This window comes from Pseudomonas sp. GL-B-26 (genome assembly GCF_019947405.1).
In the GTDB taxonomy this organism is placed as follows: Bacteria; Pseudomonadota; Gammaproteobacteria; order Pseudomonadales; family Pseudomonadaceae; genus Aquipseudomonas.
Window position 1 is genome coordinate 1 of sequence record NZ_JAGYGJ010000047.1, and the last position, 17,626, is coordinate 17,626.

The 17,626-nt window shown below is 56.3% G+C and carries 16 protein-coding genes and 1 pseudogene; 6 read left to right on the forward strand and 11 right to left on the reverse strand.

The genetic code is table 11. The features are described 5' to 3' along the window. Nucleotides 1-227 precede the first annotated feature (227 nt). The 5 genes from KGB23_RS24290 to KGB23_RS24310 form a co-directional block, all read right to left on the reverse strand. Complete coding sequence (locus tag KGB23_RS24290; protein ID WP_150657289.1) at nt 228-1,736, reverse strand: tripartite tricarboxylate transporter permease; 1,509 nt, start codon at nt 1,734-1,736, stop codon at nt 228-230. Nucleotides 1,737-1,760: 24 nt separating this feature from the next. Then, the gene (locus KGB23_RS24295; protein WP_150657288.1) at nt 1,761-2,255 is read right to left on the reverse strand and encodes a tripartite tricarboxylate transporter TctB family protein; all 495 of its coding nucleotides are present in this window, start codon (nt 2,253-2,255) and stop codon (nt 1,761-1,763) included. Then, complete coding sequence (locus tag KGB23_RS24300) at nt 2,252-3,223, reverse strand: tripartite tricarboxylate transporter substrate binding protein (RefSeq protein WP_223432873.1); 972 nt, start codon at nt 3,221-3,223, stop codon at nt 2,252-2,254. Before KGB23_RS24300 ends, KGB23_RS24295 begins: the two co-directional genes overlap by 4 nt. Nucleotides 3,224-3,430: 207 nt before the next feature. Continuing rightward, nucleotides 3,431-4,519, reverse strand: coding sequence for a polyamine ABC transporter substrate-binding protein (locus KGB23_RS24305; protein WP_223432874.1), 1,089 nt, complete (start codon nt 4,517-4,519; stop codon nt 3,431-3,433). Between the two features lie 51 nt (nt 4,520-4,570). Continuing rightward, nucleotides 4,571-5,872, reverse strand: a complete 1,302-nt coding sequence (locus tag KGB23_RS24310) for an NAD(P)/FAD-dependent oxidoreductase (RefSeq protein ID WP_223432875.1) — start codon at nt 5,870-5,872, stop codon at nt 4,571-4,573. A 149-nt stretch (nt 5,873-6,021) separates the two neighbouring features. On the opposite strand from KGB23_RS24310, the gene KGB23_RS24315 reads away from it, so the two are divergent. Further along, nucleotides 6,022-6,924, forward strand: a complete 903-nt coding sequence (locus KGB23_RS24315) for a LysR substrate-binding domain-containing protein (protein WP_223432876.1) — start codon at nt 6,022-6,024, stop codon at nt 6,922-6,924. A 17-nt stretch (nt 6,925-6,941) separates the two neighbouring features. Here the strand turns inward: KGB23_RS24315 and KGB23_RS24320 are convergent, their stop codons facing one another. Further along, nucleotides 6,942-7,163, reverse strand: a complete 222-nt coding sequence (locus tag KGB23_RS24320; protein WP_056743460.1) for a hypothetical protein — start codon at nt 7,161-7,163, stop codon at nt 6,942-6,944. An 80-nt stretch (nt 7,164-7,243) separates the two neighbouring features. Between KGB23_RS24320 and KGB23_RS30270 the strand changes: the two are divergent. The 5 genes and pseudogenes from KGB23_RS30270 to KGB23_RS24340 all read left to right on the forward strand — a co-directional run. After that, a pseudogene (locus tag KGB23_RS30270) lies at nt 7,244-7,342 on the forward strand (alpha/beta hydrolase); the annotation flags it as partial. 64 nt (nt 7,343-7,406) lie between these two features. Next, nucleotides 7,407-7,664, forward strand: a complete 258-nt coding sequence (locus KGB23_RS24325; protein ID WP_223432877.1) for a DUF2790 domain-containing protein — start codon at nt 7,407-7,409, stop codon at nt 7,662-7,664. 434 nt (nt 7,665-8,098) lie between these two features. Further along, nucleotides 8,099-8,539: a helix-turn-helix domain-containing protein gene (locus KGB23_RS24330; RefSeq protein WP_223432878.1), complete on the forward strand. Its 441-nt coding sequence runs from the start codon at nt 8,099-8,101 to the stop codon at nt 8,537-8,539. A 224-nt stretch (nt 8,540-8,763) separates the two neighbouring features. Beyond that, entirely contained in the window at nt 8,764-9,948 is a 1,185-nt protein-coding gene (locus KGB23_RS24335) for an acetyl-CoA C-acyltransferase family protein (RefSeq protein ID WP_223432879.1), read from the forward strand. A 441-nt stretch (nt 9,949-10,389) separates the two neighbouring features. Continuing rightward, the gene (locus KGB23_RS24340; protein ID WP_223432880.1) at nt 10,390-11,814 is read left to right on the forward strand and encodes an undecaprenyl-phosphate glucose phosphotransferase; all 1,425 of its coding nucleotides are present in this window, start codon (nt 10,390-10,392) and stop codon (nt 11,812-11,814) included. 74 nt (nt 11,815-11,888) lie between these two features. On the opposite strand, the gene KGB23_RS24345 is transcribed toward KGB23_RS24340, so the two are convergent. From KGB23_RS24345 to KGB23_RS24365, 5 genes are all read right to left on the reverse strand, one after another. Beyond that, complete coding sequence (locus KGB23_RS24345) at nt 11,889-13,010, reverse strand: glycosyltransferase 61 family protein (RefSeq protein ID WP_223432881.1); 1,122 nt, start codon at nt 13,008-13,010, stop codon at nt 11,889-11,891. A gap of 78 nt (nt 13,011-13,088) precedes the next feature. Next, on the reverse strand, nt 13,089-14,231 hold the full coding sequence (locus KGB23_RS24350; RefSeq protein WP_223432882.1) for a hypothetical protein: 1,143 nt from the start codon (nt 14,229-14,231) through the stop codon (nt 13,089-13,091). 273 nt (nt 14,232-14,504) lie between these two features. Continuing rightward, complete coding sequence (locus KGB23_RS24355) at nt 14,505-15,239, reverse strand: WecB/TagA/CpsF family glycosyltransferase (protein ID WP_223432883.1); 735 nt, start codon at nt 15,237-15,239, stop codon at nt 14,505-14,507. Beyond that, nucleotides 15,239-16,426 carry a glycosyltransferase family 2 protein gene (locus KGB23_RS24360; protein ID WP_223432884.1) on the reverse strand — a complete coding sequence of 396 codons (1,188 nt, stop codon included), beginning with the start codon at nt 16,424-16,426 and terminating at the stop codon, nt 15,239-15,241. The genes KGB23_RS24355 and KGB23_RS24360 overlap by 1 nt, the downstream gene beginning before the upstream one ends. Further along, nucleotides 16,423-17,625, reverse strand: a complete 1,203-nt coding sequence (locus KGB23_RS24365; RefSeq protein WP_223432885.1) for a glycosyltransferase — start codon at nt 17,623-17,625, stop codon at nt 16,423-16,425. Before KGB23_RS24365 ends, KGB23_RS24360 begins: the two co-directional genes overlap by 4 nt. Nucleotide 17,626 lies beyond the last annotated feature (1 nt).

Consider the following 17,626-nt stretch of genomic DNA (forward strand, 5'->3'; position numbering starts at 1 on the left):
AGTGGGCAACCCGGCATGGATGCCGGGTTAGCCGCCCCCGGCCATGGATGGCCGATGGCGGCGGGCCCACGGAGCAGGACCGGAGCGAGGGCATGCCGAGCCTGGGCGAGGCACCGAACGAAAGGGGCAAGAACCCTTTGGTTACTTTGGGGTTCTTTTCCAAAGTGACTCGCTGTAAAAGCGAAACCAATAGCCGCCATGACCGCAGAAACGGATATGCATACCGCTCAATCGTCCTCATGCAACTTGATACCGCGAGCGTGAAGCAGGTGCGGAACCACCAGGACCAGCAGCGTCAGCGCGAGGAACGCGGCCGATATCGGTTGCGTCACAAACACCAGCCAGTCTCCCTCGCTGATGGACAAGGCATTGCGCAGCTGCTTTTCAGCCATAGGCCCCAGCAGCATGCCGACGATCACGGGGGCGACGGGGAAATCGAAACGACGCATCAAGACCCCGCCCCAACCGATCGCCAACATCAGCAACAGGTCGAAGGAAGAGTGACGCATGCCGTACACGCCGATGGTGGCAAACACCAGAATGCCGGCGTTCAGGTACGGCCGGGGAATCTGCAGGAGCTTGACCCACAGCCCCACCAACGGAAGATTCAACACCAGCAGGATCACGTTGCCGACATACAGCGAGGCCACCAGGGTCCAAACCAGTTCTCCCGACGTCTGGAAGAGCATCGGCCCCGGTTGCAGGTTGTAGTTCTGGAACGCGGCCAACAGAATCGCCGCAGTGGCGGACGTCGGTATGCCGAGCGTCAGCAGTGGCACCAAAGAACCCGTCGCGCTCGCGTTGTTGGCCGCCTCGGGACCGGCAACTCCCTCGATCGCCCCCTCGCCCTTGCTACCCGCAAACTCTTTCGGGTACTTGCTCAGTTTGCGTTCCGCCGAATAGGACAGGAACGTCGGAATTTCAGCGCCACCGGCCGGAATCGACCCGAATGGAAAGCCGATCAACGTGCCCCGTAGCCAGGCGGGGACCGAGCGTTTCCAGTCAGAGCGCGTCATCCACAACGAGGTCAAGCGGTGCCGGCCGGACGCTTCTTCTTTTTGATACAGCAGGCTGTACAAGGCTTCACCCACGGCAAACAAACCGACCGCGACGAGCACGACTTCGATGCCATCCACCAACTCCGGCACCGCCAAGGTGTAGCGGGCAATGCCCGAGGTCGAGTCCAGACCGATCAAGCCGATGGTCAGTCCAATCCCGAGCGAGACAAAACCGCGCAGCATCGAAGCGCCGAGTACCGCAGACACCGTCGTGAAGGACAACACCAGAATCGCGAAATACTCGGCAGGACCAAACTTGAGCGCCAGCGTGGCAACAATCGGGGCAAACAACGTCAGCAACACCGTCGCGATGGTGCCGGCAACAAATGAGCCTATCGCGGCCGTTGCCAGGGCCGGTCCTGCGCGGCCGTTGCGCGCCATGAGATTGCCTTCCAGGGCCGTGACCATGGAGGACGATTCGCCGGGCGTATTGAGCAGGATGGAAGTGGTCGAGCCGCCGAACTGCGCGCCGTAATAGATACCGGCGAACATGATCAAGGCGCCCGTAGGATCGACCTTGGCGGTAATTGGCAGCAACAGCGCCACCGTCAGCGCCGGCCCTATACCCGGCAAAACACCAATGGCGGTGCCGAGCAAACAGCCGATAAAGCCCCACATCAAATTGATCGGTGTCAGCGCAGCGGAAAAACCAATGGCCAGGTTCGCGAGAATTTCCACCTTGTTTACCTCCTTCGGCCCGGGTCAGATCCAGGCATTGACCAGGGGCGGCAGGGAAACCCCTAGCCCGGCGTTGAACAGCCAGTAAATCGGCAGGGTCAGGGCAATGCCGATAGCGAGGTCCTTCACTGGACGACGACTGCCAAACCCCCGCGCCGAACAGGCAAACAGCAGCCCGGCGGCCAGTACGAAGCCGATGAGGTTAATCAGCACGGCCACCCCCACAAGCCCCGCCGTCACCCAGGCTGCGCCGGATTTGCCGCCGGGCAGCGCTTGGGCGGCTTCGTCATCGTGGTCTGCCAGCTCGCGAAAACCACCGGTGACGGCCTGATAACACAGCAACAGACCGACGACGCCCAGGAACACTGCAACGGCGTACGGATAGACGTGGGCTCCCAGGATGACGAAGCCCATCTCGGGAGGAAACCGGAATGCGCCCACCGCCAACACGGCGCTGATGGCAATCACTCCGGCGCCAATCGCCAGTTGCACCGGCACTATTGCGCGAGGCTGAGTCATTTCGAAACCAGCCCGACCTCGACCAGCATTGCACGCAGACGCACATGCTCTTCGTCGACGAATTTGCCGAACTCATCGCCGGTCAGGACGTTGGGTGACCATTTGTTGGTGTCGATATTTTCCTTCCAGACTTTGCTGTTGGTGGCGGCCACGACAGCGTCGATCACTTCTTTGCGTTGCTCGGGCGTGAGGTTCGCGGCACCGTAAACACCCCGCCAATTACCGATGGTCACGTCGTAGCCTTTCTCCTTGAGGGTCGGTGCATCGATGCCTTCAATGCGCTCTGGTGCGCCGATGGCGAGTACACGGAACTGGCCGTTTCTGATGTATTGGCCAAGCTCGGCATAACCACCGGTGATCACCTTGATCTGCCCGCCCAACGCCTGAGCAACGACTTCACCCCCGCCCGCGAAGGCGACGTAATTCACCTTGTTGACCGGGACACCCATTTTTGCAGCTAATTCGGCAATGCCGATGTGATCGATCGACCCCTTGGAGCCACCGCCCCAGGAGATACTGGTCGGCTTGTCTTTGAAGACTTTCAGCAAGTCCTCCAGGGTTTTGAACTCGGACTCCTTGCGGACGGCAATCACGTTGTATTCGGTAAACAGCCGAGCAATCGGCGTTACGTCCTTCAAGGTGATTTGCGGTTTGTTCTGTTCAATGGCAGTGACCATGATCGCACCGACAACCAGCAGCGCATTCGGATCGCCCTTGGTGCTGTTGGCGAACTGCGCCAGCCCCAACGTCCCCCCTGCTCCGCCCTTGTTCTCGAAGGTGGTGGATTTGGCCGTGTTGGCCTCGATCAAGGCTTTGCCCAGGACCCTGGCGGTCTGGTCATAACCGCCACCCACAGAACCCGGGGCCATGAACTTGACGGTGTCCAGCGCAAAGGCCGGTGTCGCGAGTGCAGCAGCGGTAACGGCCGTTGCGACGCAGCGGCTGAATCGACGGAACAAAGCGGACATAAGTTGTCTCCCGAGACTTTTGTTTTTATGGGCATCCGTTGAACGTCGATCAGGGAGCAATCCCTGATCAATGAATATCCATCTCGGGATAAGCGTAGGCCATGGTTAGGGCCATGACATACAACAAAGAATCTCTTGGAATAAGACCGGCCTGTACTCCTGAGGGCGTGTCTGATGCGACGCACCCAAAGGATTGTGCCGATGTTGTTATGTGTTGGTTTTTAGCTTGGTCCACAGACGAGTGCTCAACCGTGCGATGGCCGCAGGCAACTCCTCTACGGTAAACAACTTGTCCAACACACGTGTCGGCGGGTAAATCGCCAGATCCTGCTTCACCGCCGGAACAACATACTGATCCGCCGCAAGGTTGGGGTTGGCGTAATGGATGCTGTTACTGATGTTGGCAATGACCTGAGGCGTCAGCAGGTAGTTCATGTAGGCGTAGCCATTCTTCTCGTGCGGCGCGCTCTTGGGCATGACCACCATGTCGAACCACAGCGTGGAACCTTCGTCAGGGATCGAATAAGCGATGTCGATGCCGTTGTTGGCTTCCTTGGCGCTGGCGGCCGCCTGCACGATGTCGCCATTGAAACCGATCACCGCGCAGACATTGCCGTTCGCCAGGTCGCTGATGTACTTGGAGGCGTGGAAATACTGGACGTAAGGTCTGATTTTGAGCAGGGCCTGCTCGGCTTTCTTGTAATCCGCCGGCTCGTGACTATGGGGCGGCAGCCCCAGGTAATTGAGGGTGATCGGCAGGATCTGCGTAGGGTTATCGATAATCGCCACGCCGCACTGGCTCAGCTTCTTGATGTTGTTTTCATCAAAAAACAGATTCCAGGAATGGGTGACATCGGTGTTGCCGAAGATCGCCTTGATCTTCTCGACGTTGTAGCCAATACCCGCCGTGCCCCACATGTACGGATAGCCGTACTGGTTGCCCGGATCATTGACCTCGAGTTTTTTCATCAACGCCGGATCCAGGTTTTTCCAGTTGGGCAACTGGCTTTTGTCGAGCTTTTGAACCGCCCCGGCTTTGATCAATCGGGACAGAAAATGGTTCGAAGGGCTCACCACGTCATAGCCGGTGTTGCCGGTCATCAGCTTGGATTCCAGCACTTCGTTGCTGTCGTGAATGTCGTACGTGGCCTTGATTCCCGTTTCCTTGGTGAACGTGGTCAAGGTGTCGTCGGCGATGTAGCCGTTCCAGTTTGAAATATTGACGACTTCGTCGGCGTAAGTGGCTGCCGACAACGTCGCCAGCACGACCATCAGGGAAATGTTATTGACGCGCATGTTCAATCACCGAGTGTTTGATGAGTTTTTATTTTTTGATAGCCGGGTGTTCTAGATTTCTGTTTTGGCCCTGACCGCCTCCACGCGCATTCGAAGCATGGCACCGATATCGAGCAAGGGGCGCGGCGGCAGCCAGCCCGGTTGGGCCCTGCGCATCACCGATTCGAGGATCGGCGAGCTGTCACCCGATGCCAGTTCGGCGAGCAAGCGCCCCCAAAGGGTGCCGCGTGCAACGCCCGAACCATTGCAGCCGGCCACCGCAAACACACCTTCGTCGACCTTGGCGAAATACGGTTGCCCGGTGCGCGAAGCGCTCAAGTGTCCGGTCCAGGTGTATTGAATGTCCTGCTCGTTCAAGAACGGGAAGCGTCGTTGCAAGCCGAGCACATGGTGTTTGCGCCGGTGCAGCAGCTCGCTGTCGGATAAATCCCGAGAACGGTATTCCGCCGTGTTGCGGATCATCACGCGGCGGTCCGGGGTCAGTCGCACCGTGGCGCCCAAGGGCCGGGTGGACAGCACGCCCCAAGGCTCAACCGCGCCGATGGACTTGAGCTCGGCGTCGCTGAGCGGCCGTGTCAGGCTGGCGCTGAGCTCCATCGGGAACGTCCCGCTGTCCTCTATCCCTGAACGTGGAATGAACGCGTTCAGGCACACCAGGACTTGCCTGGCCTCGATGCTTCCATCGGTGCCATTGGCGCGAATACGCCCTTTGCCTAAACGCTCCAGGCCGGTGATATCGGTGTTCTCAAACAGGGTCACGTTGGCCGGCAGCGTATCCAGCAGGCCCTTCACGTATTTCGCGGGTTGCAGCAGTGCGTTGCCATTGCCGCACCAGATCGCGGCCTGGTAATGCGCGGTGCCCAGTTTTTTGCTCAGCGGTTCACCTTCCAGAAAATGCGCAGAGGCGCCAACAGCGCGTAGCGTTGCCAGTTTGGCGGCGACATCGGTCAACTTGCCGGGATCGTTGACGGCGAAGAAGTAGCCCGAGTCCCTGAATTCACATTCGATGCCCAGACGAGCGATGCGCTGGCGCACTTCGTCACTGGCGACACGGGAAATCGAGGTATCGACTTCAAAACCCGCGAACCCCGGGTTGCCGATCAGCTCATCCTTGGCCGGATGCTCGTGCCCTACCACGAAGCCCGAATTGCGCGCCGACGCGCCCTGCGCTGCCCGCTGTCTGTCGACAATCACGATCCGCGCCTGAGGGTGCATTTCAGCGAGGGTGTGAGCGGCGCACAGCCCGGTGATACCGGCACCGACAATCAGCCAATCGGCTTTTTGTGTGCCTTTGAGAGCATCGCGAACGGGTGAACTCCCCGCCTGCGCAATCCAGCCACATACATTGGTCATGCATCACCTCATCTGCCTGTCGTTCTGCAAGCACCGCACATGACGTCATCGCATGAGTATTTCCGGCCGGCGCTGGCTAGAGCTAGAATCTATAAGGCCTGTAGTGATACAACCAACGTTATAAAATCATCGAGCCATTCAAAAAACGCATGGATAAAATTCACCACGTTCCTTCTCTCCAGGCTTTGCAGGCACTGGTCGAGGTCGCAGGCTCGGGCAGCTTCACGCAAGCGGCGCAAAAGCTGTGCCTGACCCAAAGCGCAGTGAGCCGAAAAATCCAGCAGTTGGAGAGCCACTTCGACTTGCCGATGTTCGTAAGGAATAGCCGCAGTGTTCGACTGACACCGGAAGGCGAACAGGTGCTTGCGACCGCCCGAAGTATTCTGGCGCAACTGAAAACCCTTGAAGATCGGCTGACACCGCAGAAACGACCCTTCCGCATACGCATGCATGTGTCGCTGGCGGTTCGATGGTTGCTGCCAAAGTTGAGCGAGTTTTATCGAAGTCATCCGCAGGTTTCGCTGTCGATCGAAACCGTGGCCACGGAAGTGGTGGAACCAGCCCTCGACAGCGACGCCTACATCCTCTACCTGCCAGAGCCGTCCCGCGATCCTGACTGCCTGACGTTGTTCGAGGAGGCGCTGGTGCCGGTGTGCGCCCCGGGTCTGGCCAGCACCTCCCAGCCGTTGGAGTCGGTGGCCGATCTCGTGCGTTTCCCGCTGTTGCATCGCTCGGCGGACAAACATGACTGGTTCCGGTGGCTGCACGCCAATGGCGGCCAGTCACTCGAGGACTACCGCCACATCCCCTTCAACCTCGACGAGTTGGCGCTCGATGCGGCGGCGCGAGGGCTGGGGGTCGCCATGACTGACCTGACCCTGGCAGGCGAATCACTCGAACGCGGCGTGCTCGTCGTTCCGTTCGGCCATCCCTTGAAGACCCGCGGCATTTACGCCTTGAACCTGCAACCTTCCGCCGCTGCTCATCCAGCCTGTTCGCTGATCATGCAGTGGTTCACCCAACAGGCCGAACAGCCAGCAGGCGAAGTTTGACCACCTGGGATTGACCACTACGTTCCGCGCCCCAACCCTTCTGTGGCATTGGCAAACGCAGCGCTCGCCTCTTGAACCAGCCTGCGCCATTCAGCGCTGTTGATGAGTCCGGTGCGCTCCATCTCATCGGCAGCCTTGAGCAACGCGTCATATTGCTCTTCGGCATCCATCCGGATTTCGGGCACTTTCAGGAGCTGATACCAGGCCGCCAGGGCTTCGCTCTTTTGATCATCACTCATGCTCAAACTCCCAAAGACAGTCTTCGTTTTGAAGTTTTTTCATGGGTGGCGTTCCTCGCTCCCGACATACGGCAGGCAGGAACGCGGCCACCATCGAGCTGCCGTCGAGCCACTTGTCTTTGGTCTCCCACGCCAAAGAAATCGCTGACCTGATCCTCGAAGCCGCCGGTCACCCACCGTCACTTCGGCGCCGTTTCGTTTCAAAATTGTCATTCAATCCGCCTCTGAATAGAGGGAATCATCATGAAAATGTTAATCCTCGGTTTTGCTGCTCTCCTTGCCACGGGTTTTGCGTTTGCCGACACCCAGACCACCGAACCTGTCATCCACGACAAGACCGGTTTCTTCGTCCACCTGGATATCGCCAACGACCTGTCCAGCAATATCATCACGCAAGATTGCGGCATCGTCCCCGCGCAGCTGATTTACCTCGACCATCAGGGTCGCAAGCACGTGCTGGATTACCAGGTCCAGGGCATGGGTTGCATTGGTGATAATTGATCAGACGCCTGCACTCACAGAGGATCGGGCTACATTGGTGATAATTGATCAGACGCCTGCACTCACAGAGGATCGGGCTACATTGGCGCCACTGGCTGACCTCTGTAGCCCGCCGCTCGCTACATGTCTCATTTTATTTCCCTGCTTTGACAATCGGCGCTTGAGCTTTAGCCTGTCGCAACCTATAAAAATTATAGGTAACTGGGCGCAATGAGTGAAGCGAAGGGTGGGACAGTCAACGGCTAAGGCTCGATCGGCGTAGGAGCTGCCGCAGGCTGCGATCTTTTGATCTTTTCCAGACCGCAGCAGGTCAAGATCAAAAGATCGCAGCCTTCGGCAGCTCCTACAGGAATCGTGCGATCTCGATCTCGATGTCGACGAAGACGGGAGATATCTCGTCATAGTGACCACGATGCAAAGGGAGAGATAATTTGATGTACCACTACGTTGAGAGCGGGCTACCGAACGTCTGGCTTAGCAACGGCTACAGGGTGAAAGAGACGGCCTATGGCGAGTCGGTTGCTATCACGGATGTCGAGGGCCTTCACGACTTTATCGGCAAGACGATTGCGCAAAAACCGGCAGCTCTGACCGGTGCAGAGTTTCGGTTCCTGCGTAAAGAACTGGGTTTGTCTCAAGAAAGGCTGGCCAGCATTGTCGGGCTGACCTCCCAAGCGGTGGCGATCTGGGAAAAGACTGACAAGATTCCAACTGTAAATGATCGCTACCTGCGCGGGCTTTACCTGGAAGCCAAGACTGGCGAGGCGGATCTGATGGCCGCCATTCACTCGATCAACGAACTGGATCATGAGCTTCGTAAGCTCAACCTTCAGTTTGAAGATGGATGGCACAAGCAAGACCAAACGTGCGCCTGACAAAGACCTGGATGACAAAGCCCGGACGTGTACCGGGCTTTTTTCTTTTCTGCGCTTTTGACCGGACCAGACGGATCAAAAAGCGACTTCAACTGAAATGGCAAAAAACGCCACCCCCCTTGAGCAGTTTTGGCATAGGCCAAAATCATCGCTGTGTCTAGACTCACCCCCATACAACAGTGCAAAAGCACACTTGAAACCAGGACTGTTCCAGGGAAACCCAAATGAACCCATCCGACATTTTTGTTATCAGCGCCGTCCGCTCGGCCATCGGCAGCTTTGGCGGTTCGCTCAAAGATGTGCCACCCATTCAATTGGCCACTGACGTTTGCCGTGCCGCCATTGAACGTTCGGGGCTGGCACCTGAACACATTGGTCACGTGGTGATGGGGCATGTGATCCCGACGGAAGCACGTGACGCCTACATCTCTCGTGCCGTGGCGATGAATGCCGGCCTGCCGAAAGAGACGCCCGCCTTCAACGTCAACCGCCTCTGCGGTTCTGGTTTGCAGGCCATTGTCAGCGCAGCACAAAGTTTGATGTTGGGAGACGCAGGCGCTGCGCTGGCAGGTGGCGTCGAATCCATGAGCCGCGGGGCCTATATATTGCCGCAGGCGCGCTGGGGCGCACGCATGGGTGATATGCAAGCCATCGACTACGTGCTCGGCGCTCTGCAAGACCCGTTTGGCGGTTACCACATGGGCATTACTGCGGAAAACATCGCCGAGCGCTATGGCATCACTCGTCAGGCTCAGGATGAGTTGGCGCTGCTCAGCCAGCAACGGGCGGCCCGGGCGATTGCTGAAGGGCGGTTTACCGACCAGATCGTGCCGATCGAAGTGGCGTCCCGCAAAGGTACCGTGACGTTTGCCACGGACGAGCATGTCCGCGCCGAGGTCAATGCCGAGCAATTGGGCAAAATGAAACCGGCCTTCAAAAAAGACGGCAGCGTCACCGCCGGCAACGCGTCGGGCCTCAATGATGGTGCCGGAGCTCTGATCATGGCCACAGGTCAGATGGTTCTCGATCAAGGTCTCAAACCGATGGCCCGACTGGTCGGTTATGCCCATGCCGGAGTGGAGCCAGAGCTGATGGGGTTGGGACCGATTCCCGCCACCCGCCTGGTCCTCAAACGCGCCGGTCTGACCGTTGCCGACCTGGATGTCATCGAGTCCAACGAAGCATTCGCGGCCCAAGCGTGTGCCGTGGCGCAGGAACTGGGCTTCGACCCGGAGAAGGTCAACCCTAACGGTTCGGGGATTTCTCTGGGCCACCCGGTGGGCGCGACCGGTGCGATTATCGCCACCAAGGCGATTCACGAACTGCACCGTGTTCAGGGCCGCTATGCCCTGGCAACCATGTGCATCGGCGGCGGCCAAGGCATCGCCGTGTTGTTCGAACGCGTCTGATCGGCCCAAACGAAGACGGCGCCCCAATGTGGGCGCCGTCTCGTTTTACCGCGATGGAATCAGTGCGCAATGCACATCGATTTCAGCTCGGTGTAAGCCTCGATCACTGCGCGACCGAACTCGCGCCCCCTACCCGATTGCTGACCAGGCACGACCTTGCTGCAGACACCGCGAACGGCCCCGCAGCAGGCCGGTCGGTATCTCGACGGACTTCATTTTTTCAGGCCCGGAGGTTCTACTAAACTACTCAGAACTACGCAGAGTCAGTGAATGATTTCACAGTACTGCTAAAGTGATAGCACGCGTCGCCACATCCTCCCAAAGCCAGTAATTTTCGAAGGTGGGTGGCTAATCACGGTGACGACAACGCTCTCAAGCGAGGGCAGCATGAACTGAATCCCGTCATCATCGAGCGAGGGGCAGCAGACATGAGGTCTAAATATGATATTTGAGCCCAACAGTACCCGTTCTGTTCTCCAGCGAAGAAGCAGCACCAGTATCGTTATTCAGGCTGGTCTCGATTGTGTTGCGGTGACCGGCGTTGCGTGGTTTTTGATCAATTATCATATCGGCTTCTTAACGCAGTCCTATGTCATCCTGCTCCTGCTGCTGCTGGGGGCGTTGGCCGTCGTGTACGACCACTATGCTATTTACCGCAGCAATGTTGGCTTTACCGTCAAAGCCTTCAAGCTTTTGAAAGCGTGGACTGCCACGTTTGGCTTTCTCGTTGCCATGGCCTTTCTGACCAAGCAAAGCGAACAGTACTCGCGTTTATTGGTTGGGCAGTTATTTGTTGTTGGGTATTTTGCTCAGTTACTTTTGCACCTCGCGACACGCGAGATGCAGAAGAAGTTTTTGGCCCACTCGACTCAATTGGAAAACTCGCTCATCATTGGCTCGGGCGAACTGGCCAGCTATCTTCACAAGAAAATCAGCAATAATCCCTGGCTCGGTGAGCGCATAGTCGGCTGTGTGTTGATTGGCGCGGACGATGATCGGGGAAAGGAAAGTCTGGAAGGCGCGCAACGTCTGTCGATACTGGGCGATATCTCCGACCTTGATGAGTTAGTTGTTAAACATGCCATTCGTACCGTCTATTTCGTGACCCCTCTGGGTGGCTCAGAGGTCATCCAGGATGTTTATTTAAGGCTGTTCGATAAACACATCTCTGTTAACTGGGTGCCTGACATTTTCTCGTTGCGCCTGATCAACCACAGTGTTCGCGAAATTGCCGGCATTCCCGTGCTGACCTTGTCTGAAACTCCGCTGATGGGGATGCGTCTGTTTCTGAAGAACCTTGAGGACAAAGTCCTGGCCTTTCTCATTTTGGTTCTTGCAACGCCACTCCTGGTAGCCGTCGCCATTGCCATCAAGCTCGATAGCCCCGGCCCCATATTCTTTCGTCAGCAGCGCATGGGGTGGAGTGGAGAAGCTTTTCGGATCTGGAAGTTCAGAAGCATGGTCGTCCATCAGTCGGAAGACGGCATCGTCAAACAGGCGCAAAAGAATGACCCGCGCATGACCAGGGTGGGAGCCTTTATTCGGCGAACCAGCCTCGATGAACTACCGCAGTTGTTCAACGTTTTGATGGGAGAAATGTCTCTGGTGGGACCTCGCCCGCACGCTATTCAACACGATGTGCAGTACTCGCCCGACGTCTCTGGCTACTTTGCGCGTCACAACATTAAACCGGGCATCACAGGCCTGGCTCAAGTACGTGGTTATCGTGGTGAAACGAGGGATATAGATCAGATGATTCGGCGTGTTGACTCGGACATCGAGTACATCAACAACTGGTCGCTATGGCTCGATTTCGTCATTCTTGTACGAACCGTGTTTGCCTTCTCCGGCAAGCATGCCTACTAGCCAGTCTTGAGTACCTGGGCAATCTCAAGGCCCATTTGATGCGCAATAAAAGCGAGGGATACGGCCTCGACGTATCAGGACGGAAAGAGATCCAGCGTGCGCTCAACTTCATCGGGGTCGATTCTAAAACCATTTTCCTCTGGTGTACCGACCACAAAACCAAAGTTCTGCTGATCACGATCCGTTAGATATTTAAAGAAACAGAGAAAGCGATTAGGCGGCTGCAATACCAGCAGCGAACCACCTGGCGGGAGAACATTAACCCCATGGACAAGGTGACTCCCCTCGACCCCTATCACGGTTCTGGCCCCGGCGCAGGTCGCCACGATGGTCGAAACATCGGACGTCGCAGGGTCGAGAATGCGAAAACCTCTGCGGTCACGTAGCCGTTCAGCCAGCTCCATCTCATTGCGTAACAATCGCAGTTCACCCCTGCCACCTCGCAGAATGAACACGCCGGGGTGGGAGCAAACTGTTACGTGTGATAACAGCTTTTCCCCCATCTCACGGAAACGCCGGTGCTTATGTCTGTTTTGGCATAGATCGTCAAAGATCACGAGCTCACGAAAAAATGCGTTACGTAAATAAACGGGCCTCATATCAAGCCAGTTCTCATAACCGGGAGTGTGGAGTATGCCGTGCCTTGCTGTAGAAACACTATCGGCCGAGGGTAGCGCGGTCACCGGAACGCCTTCTTCACATGCCAATCGATAGGTTAAACAATCATCCATCAACCACGTTCCAAACCACTTGATTCCCCCCGCGGTGCAATACACCGCCCCGCGATTGATCTCGTTTTCTACTCGAATATTTGGTAACCAACCGGAACCCGGTGACAACCAGGATTTGGCATTGCCTTTGTAGAGCGTGCCATCGATTAACCAGACATCTTTAAGCAGGTAACCTCTAGTCGGACCATGTTCAACACGACCGACGCCTTCCATTGTGCGGCGGGGATGCTCGTGAGGATAAAAAAGCTTCTCTTCCCATCCCGTAATACGCTCGAGCTGATTTGGCAAGAAAAAAGCGGGCGGAGCAATCGTGGTGTCGCCTGGAGAAATTTCCCACGCTTTCACGGCTTGGCTTTGCAGGGTTAAGGACGATTTGCGGGTGAGCCGTGTGTTAAACATGTGTTTATACGCAGCAAGGCTCCACTTTGATTGGCTGTCACTCGTCAATGCATTGAATTCCGACATATGCACCCCATCCAAATTTAGTTACACAGAAACAGCGTGCATGGCCAAAACTGCACTTCTTTAAAATCAGCAACCTGTTCAGGTGGATACGATACTTTCCAGGACAGGGGGTGACTTCAGATGAGCGTAGCGACTACGCAAGGTGTCGAGAAGCGTTTCTCCCGGCGCCCTGGAACAATGAAGGTATATTTTGAAAAGGCCACCAAAACCCATTTCGCGGTATCGATTAGCAACTTCCCCGTCACTCGGACCGTCCGGCAACCCAAGATGAAGTGTCAACTGCTTGCCTTCGACAGCAAATAGAGGTGTCTCCCAAAGAAATTGCGCTGCGCCCACCTTGGGCAGTCGAACAAACAAATAGCCGTAATTGCCCAGCGTATCAACATCACCGCCTCGCCTTCTTTTCCACTCAAGAAGTCCATCGTCCGGGCGAGCCAGGCACGTTCCGATATCATAATAGTCAAAACCATTTTCTATCGCCCACTCCAGTGCCATGAACGTGGTAATCGAGTTAATTTCACGTAATTTCTTAGCATCTGAAAATACAATATCGGGGTAGCCGAAACGGACGGTGCTCCAGTAGCGTTTTCCTGCCCGGGTAATCACGCACCCAAGATGGCATGCAACAATTTCATCCTCCAGCAGTACTAGATCGAGCCGCCCGGCGCTTTTTGCCACCCGTTGAACTTCACGGGATTCAATTTGAGAGGCCGCTGCTCCATGCCTTGCGCTGGCATAGGGCTTCAGCATTTCCCGATCTGCGATTTCAATTTCGTCATCGTTCAAGGCCTGTTTCATACGATAGCGCAACCGGTTCTTGCGCAGATTTCGACGCAACTCGGTATTGTACCTGGCCGTAATATCCTCAATTGACCGGCTCAGCGGAACGACAGCACTTAAATATTGAGGCACATATAATGCACCCAAGGTCGGCATTTCACTGACCCACACTGTCCGCTCTGAATTATCCAACTTCAATTGGCTATTAACCGTTTGAGATTCAGCGCCCAGTAGAACCTTTACAAATTCCCGCTGTGTTTTCCTGCCCACATAGAGAATGTCATAGGTGCTGTCTTCGCGCAGTTTGAATCTGCCAATTTCCCAGCGCCAAAAACATGCCCTCCCCCCTATATCCTGCAGCCAGGCGAGCGCTTTCCTTAGCTCAAATCGCATTGAAGGAGAGATTAACTGACGTATTAATTCGGCTATGTATTTTTTCATTTGGTTATTAGCACACTTCAAGAAATGGCCATTTGAGTTTACAAATCAATAACCGAACTACTCGAAATGAGCGCTCGACAGCCGAGCACTTTTTTTCAAAATATGCGGTGTCTGACAACATTTTATTGACGCCAATCTTAATGATGAAAACGACCCCGAATATACCCGTCAAGTCGATAATTCCAACTTGAGTAAAGGTGCTACGTCGGGGTTTTGCAAGATATTTCAGGCGTGTTTTTTATGGCGCCAGCCAAGCGTCAAATTCTTGTAACGTCAGGAATCCCTGTAGATTAACGTGCGTAACAAGAACATCGGATTACCCACCACATAGCGACTGAATAATCGCTTTGGCTCACCTATTAGCCTGAACAGCCACTCACAACCGAGACGACGCACCCATTGCGGAGCACGAGTGACCTTGCCGCCAAGAAAATCCAGAATCGCCCCTCCGCATACGACCAGGCAGGGCACGCCGCTGACGGCTAACCTGGCAGCAACGGCTTCTTGCTTGGGCATGCCCATACCCAGCACAACCAGTTCCGGCTGAAACTGCCGGGCAAGGTTTATATAGGTATCCACCGGCGCGAAACCATGGTGAGCAGAGACGATGTTGACCGCAAATATCGCTTCGCTACGCTGCACCGCGTTGGCTAGAAAGGGCTCTTCAGTACCCCAGAAAGCCACACGCCGGCCCTTGAACGCGGCCAGCAACCTGGGAATGAAATCGGTGCCATTCATATTCAGCCCCGGCTCCAGGCCGAGGCGACGAAACAGGATGGCCATGCCGGAGCCATCCCGTAATAACACGTCCGCAGCCAGCAGCGCGTTAAAGTAGTCGGTATTGGCCGCCACCAGATTCATGGCATGGGCATTGGCGAACCCGAGCACTGTCGTCACGTCAGGTCTGGATAACGCATCAATCAATGCTTGCTCGTCATCAGCATCGCTGACCACCCTGAGTTTCCGGGTAATCGTTTGCCAGCTGTGCTGCCAGGATAAAGCACGCATTAGTTGTCATCTCGTTTCGAACGCACCCATTCAACCTGGCGCTTAAGCAAAAATTTGAGATACAGAGGAATTTTCTTCACGGCGTAGAACGGCGCATACAACAAGGCTGAAAAAGAAATAATCCCGCGACCAAATTGGCTCCATGCCAGCAAGATAGCCCCCCCCAATATTGCCACCCCGGAAGAAGCTATCAATGCTGGCGCCAAAGCTCCGGACAGCATAAATACCAACCATGCCAGACCAAATACCGCCCCCAAGGCCAACGTCAACAAGGCCAACGGCGGGACCAGCAAATCCAGCGTCATCGCCAGCAGACTCCCGTTACGCTGGCCAATCGACTCCACCAGCAACTTTGGCGTATCCCCGAGAATTACCCCTAAGTGACCATGTTCCCAGCGCGTACGCTGGGTAGTTAAGCCTTCATCGCTGCGCGGAAAGTAACTGGTTACCAGAGCATCGGGGCAGAACACAGGCGGTTTGCCGCTTCGGCATAAATCCAGGCCCATCTTCAAATCTTCAACGATGTGGCCACTGGCCAAATTGATCAACGTCAGATCCCGCCAGACGAAAGCCATTCCCGTGCCCATTAGCTGACAAGGCAAACCAAGTCGGGTCCAACCCTGCGGCCGTACCCGATTTTTCACACACCAGGCAAACTCGGCAAGCCGCACTTTTAGCCCGGAACCTGCTGGAGCAAGCATTAAATTAAGGGCTTGCGCTGGCCGCCCTGAGTCGATGCAACAGATTGCCAAACGTTCAATAGAACCCTCGGCCACCTGGCAATCCGCATCGATAACAATCATGACGTCCGGTGCATCGCTCGCCAAATGACGCACCCCACAGTCCAGCGCATAACCCTTGCCACGCTGCTGATCATTTCTGCGCTCCACCACCTCGGCGCCCGCCGTGCGGGCCTGCGCGGCTGTGTCGTCAGAACAGTTATCCGCCACCACCAATAGGCGATCACCCAAAAGCAACTGCGGCCGAATGCTATTTAACGTCGCGACGATGATCGAGGATTCATTGTGTGCCGGTATCAACACCGCCACCCGCGGTCGAGATCCTTGCGCCGACGAGCGCGACCGTGCAGGCAGGCAGGCCATCAGCACCTGCACAAACAGCACCAACACCGGCAGGAGGATGAGTATCAGCAGGGAGCTGAACAGCCAACCAAGTAATGTGATCATGCTTGCGCCCTAAACAAATTAGCCAACTTGGCCGCTTCGGTATCGATGTCGTGTCGCTCCAGCACTCGCTGATAAGCCGCCTCGCCCATCCGCTGCAACACCTCGACAGGTTGCGCGAGGCAGTCCGCCAGTGCCGCCGCCAACTCATCCACCGCTCCAGCGGGAAACAACCAACCGTTCTCACCCTGTCGCACTAACTCGGGAATGCCCGCCACATAGCTCGTCAATACGGGTCGGCGCAAGGCCATGGCTTCCATGATGACCACCGGCAATCCCTCGGCGAAGCTCGGCAACACCAAGGCCCGCGCCGCAAGAATCTCCGCCCGCACCTGATCGCTGCTGATCCAGCCGGTAATTCGCACCCGCGCCTGCAAGCCATGCCGTGCAATCAGGGTTTCGATTTCCGCGCGCATTTCTCCATCGCCGGCCAGTACTATTTCGAACTCCACGTTTTGCGCTGCCAGGATGCGGGCGGCCTCAAGCAGCAAAAGCTGACCCTTCTGCTCACACAAACGACCGACACAAACCAACCGCGGCGCGGATGGCACGGCAACGGCCGGCACATCGTGAAACGCCCGCTCCAGCCCACAGTGCACCACCTTTACCCTTGGCCAGTGCGCATGAGCCACCCAGCGGAACAGCTGGCTGCGCCCATAAGAACTGATAGCAGCGACAAAGGCAGCGCGCCGGACTTTCTCGCCCAAATGAATAAACTCCGGTTTGTCGAACTCCTCCGGGCCGTGCACGGTAAAACTGTACGCCGGCCCACCAAGTACATTGGCCAGCATCACCACCTCGGTTGAGTTGGTGCCGAAATGCGCATGCACATGCTCGGCACCGAACGCCTGCAACCACATCAGCACGCGACACGCCTCGGACAAATAAACCAAATGGTATGGCCAGGGACGATCGGCACGCTGGCCCATGCGTAGCGCCAGCCACAACGCCGAAAAAAAGCGTCGCGGCTGGGCGCGCAGCACCTGCAGCACAGGCACCAACAGCTCTTTGACTCCGCCCTGCAGCACATACTGGGTTTTATCGCGTTCGGACACGTCCTCGGCATCCACCAATTCGGCATCCCAGCCACGCAGAGCAATGCGCTGCACCACAAACCCCTGACGTTCCAACGCCAAAATCTCGCGACGAATGAAGCTATGGCTGACTTTGGGGTATTGATTGATGAAATAAGCGATACGCATA

Coding starts and splice junctions, on each gene's coding strand:
- KGB23_RS24315 (WP_223432876.1), top strand. CDS start 6,022: ATGGATAAAATTCACCACGTTCCTTCTCTCCAGGCTTTGCAGGCACTG.
- KGB23_RS24310 (WP_223432875.1), bottom strand. CDS start 5,872: ATGACCAATGTATGTGGCTGGATTGCGCAGGCGGGGAGTTCACCCGTT.
- KGB23_RS24305 (WP_223432874.1), bottom strand. CDS start 4,519: ATGCGCGTCAATAACATTTCCCTGATGGTCGTGCTGGCGACGTTGTCG.
- KGB23_RS24355 (WP_223432883.1), bottom strand. CDS start 15,239: ATGCGTGCTTTATCCTGGCAGCACAGCTGGCAAACGATTACCCGGAAA.
- KGB23_RS24365 (WP_223432885.1), bottom strand. CDS start 17,625: ATGCGTATCGCTTATTTCATCAATCAATACCCCAAAGTCAGCCATAGC.
- KGB23_RS24340 (WP_223432880.1), top strand. CDS start 10,390: ATGATATTTGAGCCCAACAGTACCCGTTCTGTTCTCCAGCGAAGAAGC.
- KGB23_RS24330 (WP_223432878.1), top strand. CDS start 8,099: ATGTACCACTACGTTGAGAGCGGGCTACCGAACGTCTGGCTTAGCAAC.
- KGB23_RS24295 (WP_150657288.1), bottom strand. CDS start 2,255: ATGACTCAGCCTCGCGCAATAGTGCCGGTGCAACTGGCGATTGGCGCC.
- KGB23_RS24300 (WP_223432873.1), bottom strand. CDS start 3,223: ATGTCCGCTTTGTTCCGTCGATTCAGCCGCTGCGTCGCAACGGCCGTT.
- KGB23_RS24360 (WP_223432884.1), bottom strand. CDS start 16,426: ATGATCACATTACTTGGTTGGCTGTTCAGCTCCCTGCTGATACTCATC.
- KGB23_RS24335 (WP_223432879.1), top strand. CDS start 8,764: ATGAACCCATCCGACATTTTTGTTATCAGCGCCGTCCGCTCGGCCATC.
- KGB23_RS24325 (WP_223432877.1), top strand. CDS start 7,407: ATGAAAATGTTAATCCTCGGTTTTGCTGCTCTCCTTGCCACGGGTTTT.
- KGB23_RS24345 (WP_223432881.1), bottom strand. CDS start 13,010: ATGTCGGAATTCAATGCATTGACGAGTGACAGCCAATCAAAGTGGAGC.
- KGB23_RS24320 (WP_056743460.1), bottom strand. CDS start 7,163: ATGAGTGATGATCAAAAGAGCGAAGCCCTGGCGGCCTGGTATCAGCTC.
- KGB23_RS24350 (WP_223432882.1), bottom strand. CDS start 14,231: ATGAAAAAATACATAGCCGAATTAATACGTCAGTTAATCTCTCCTTCA.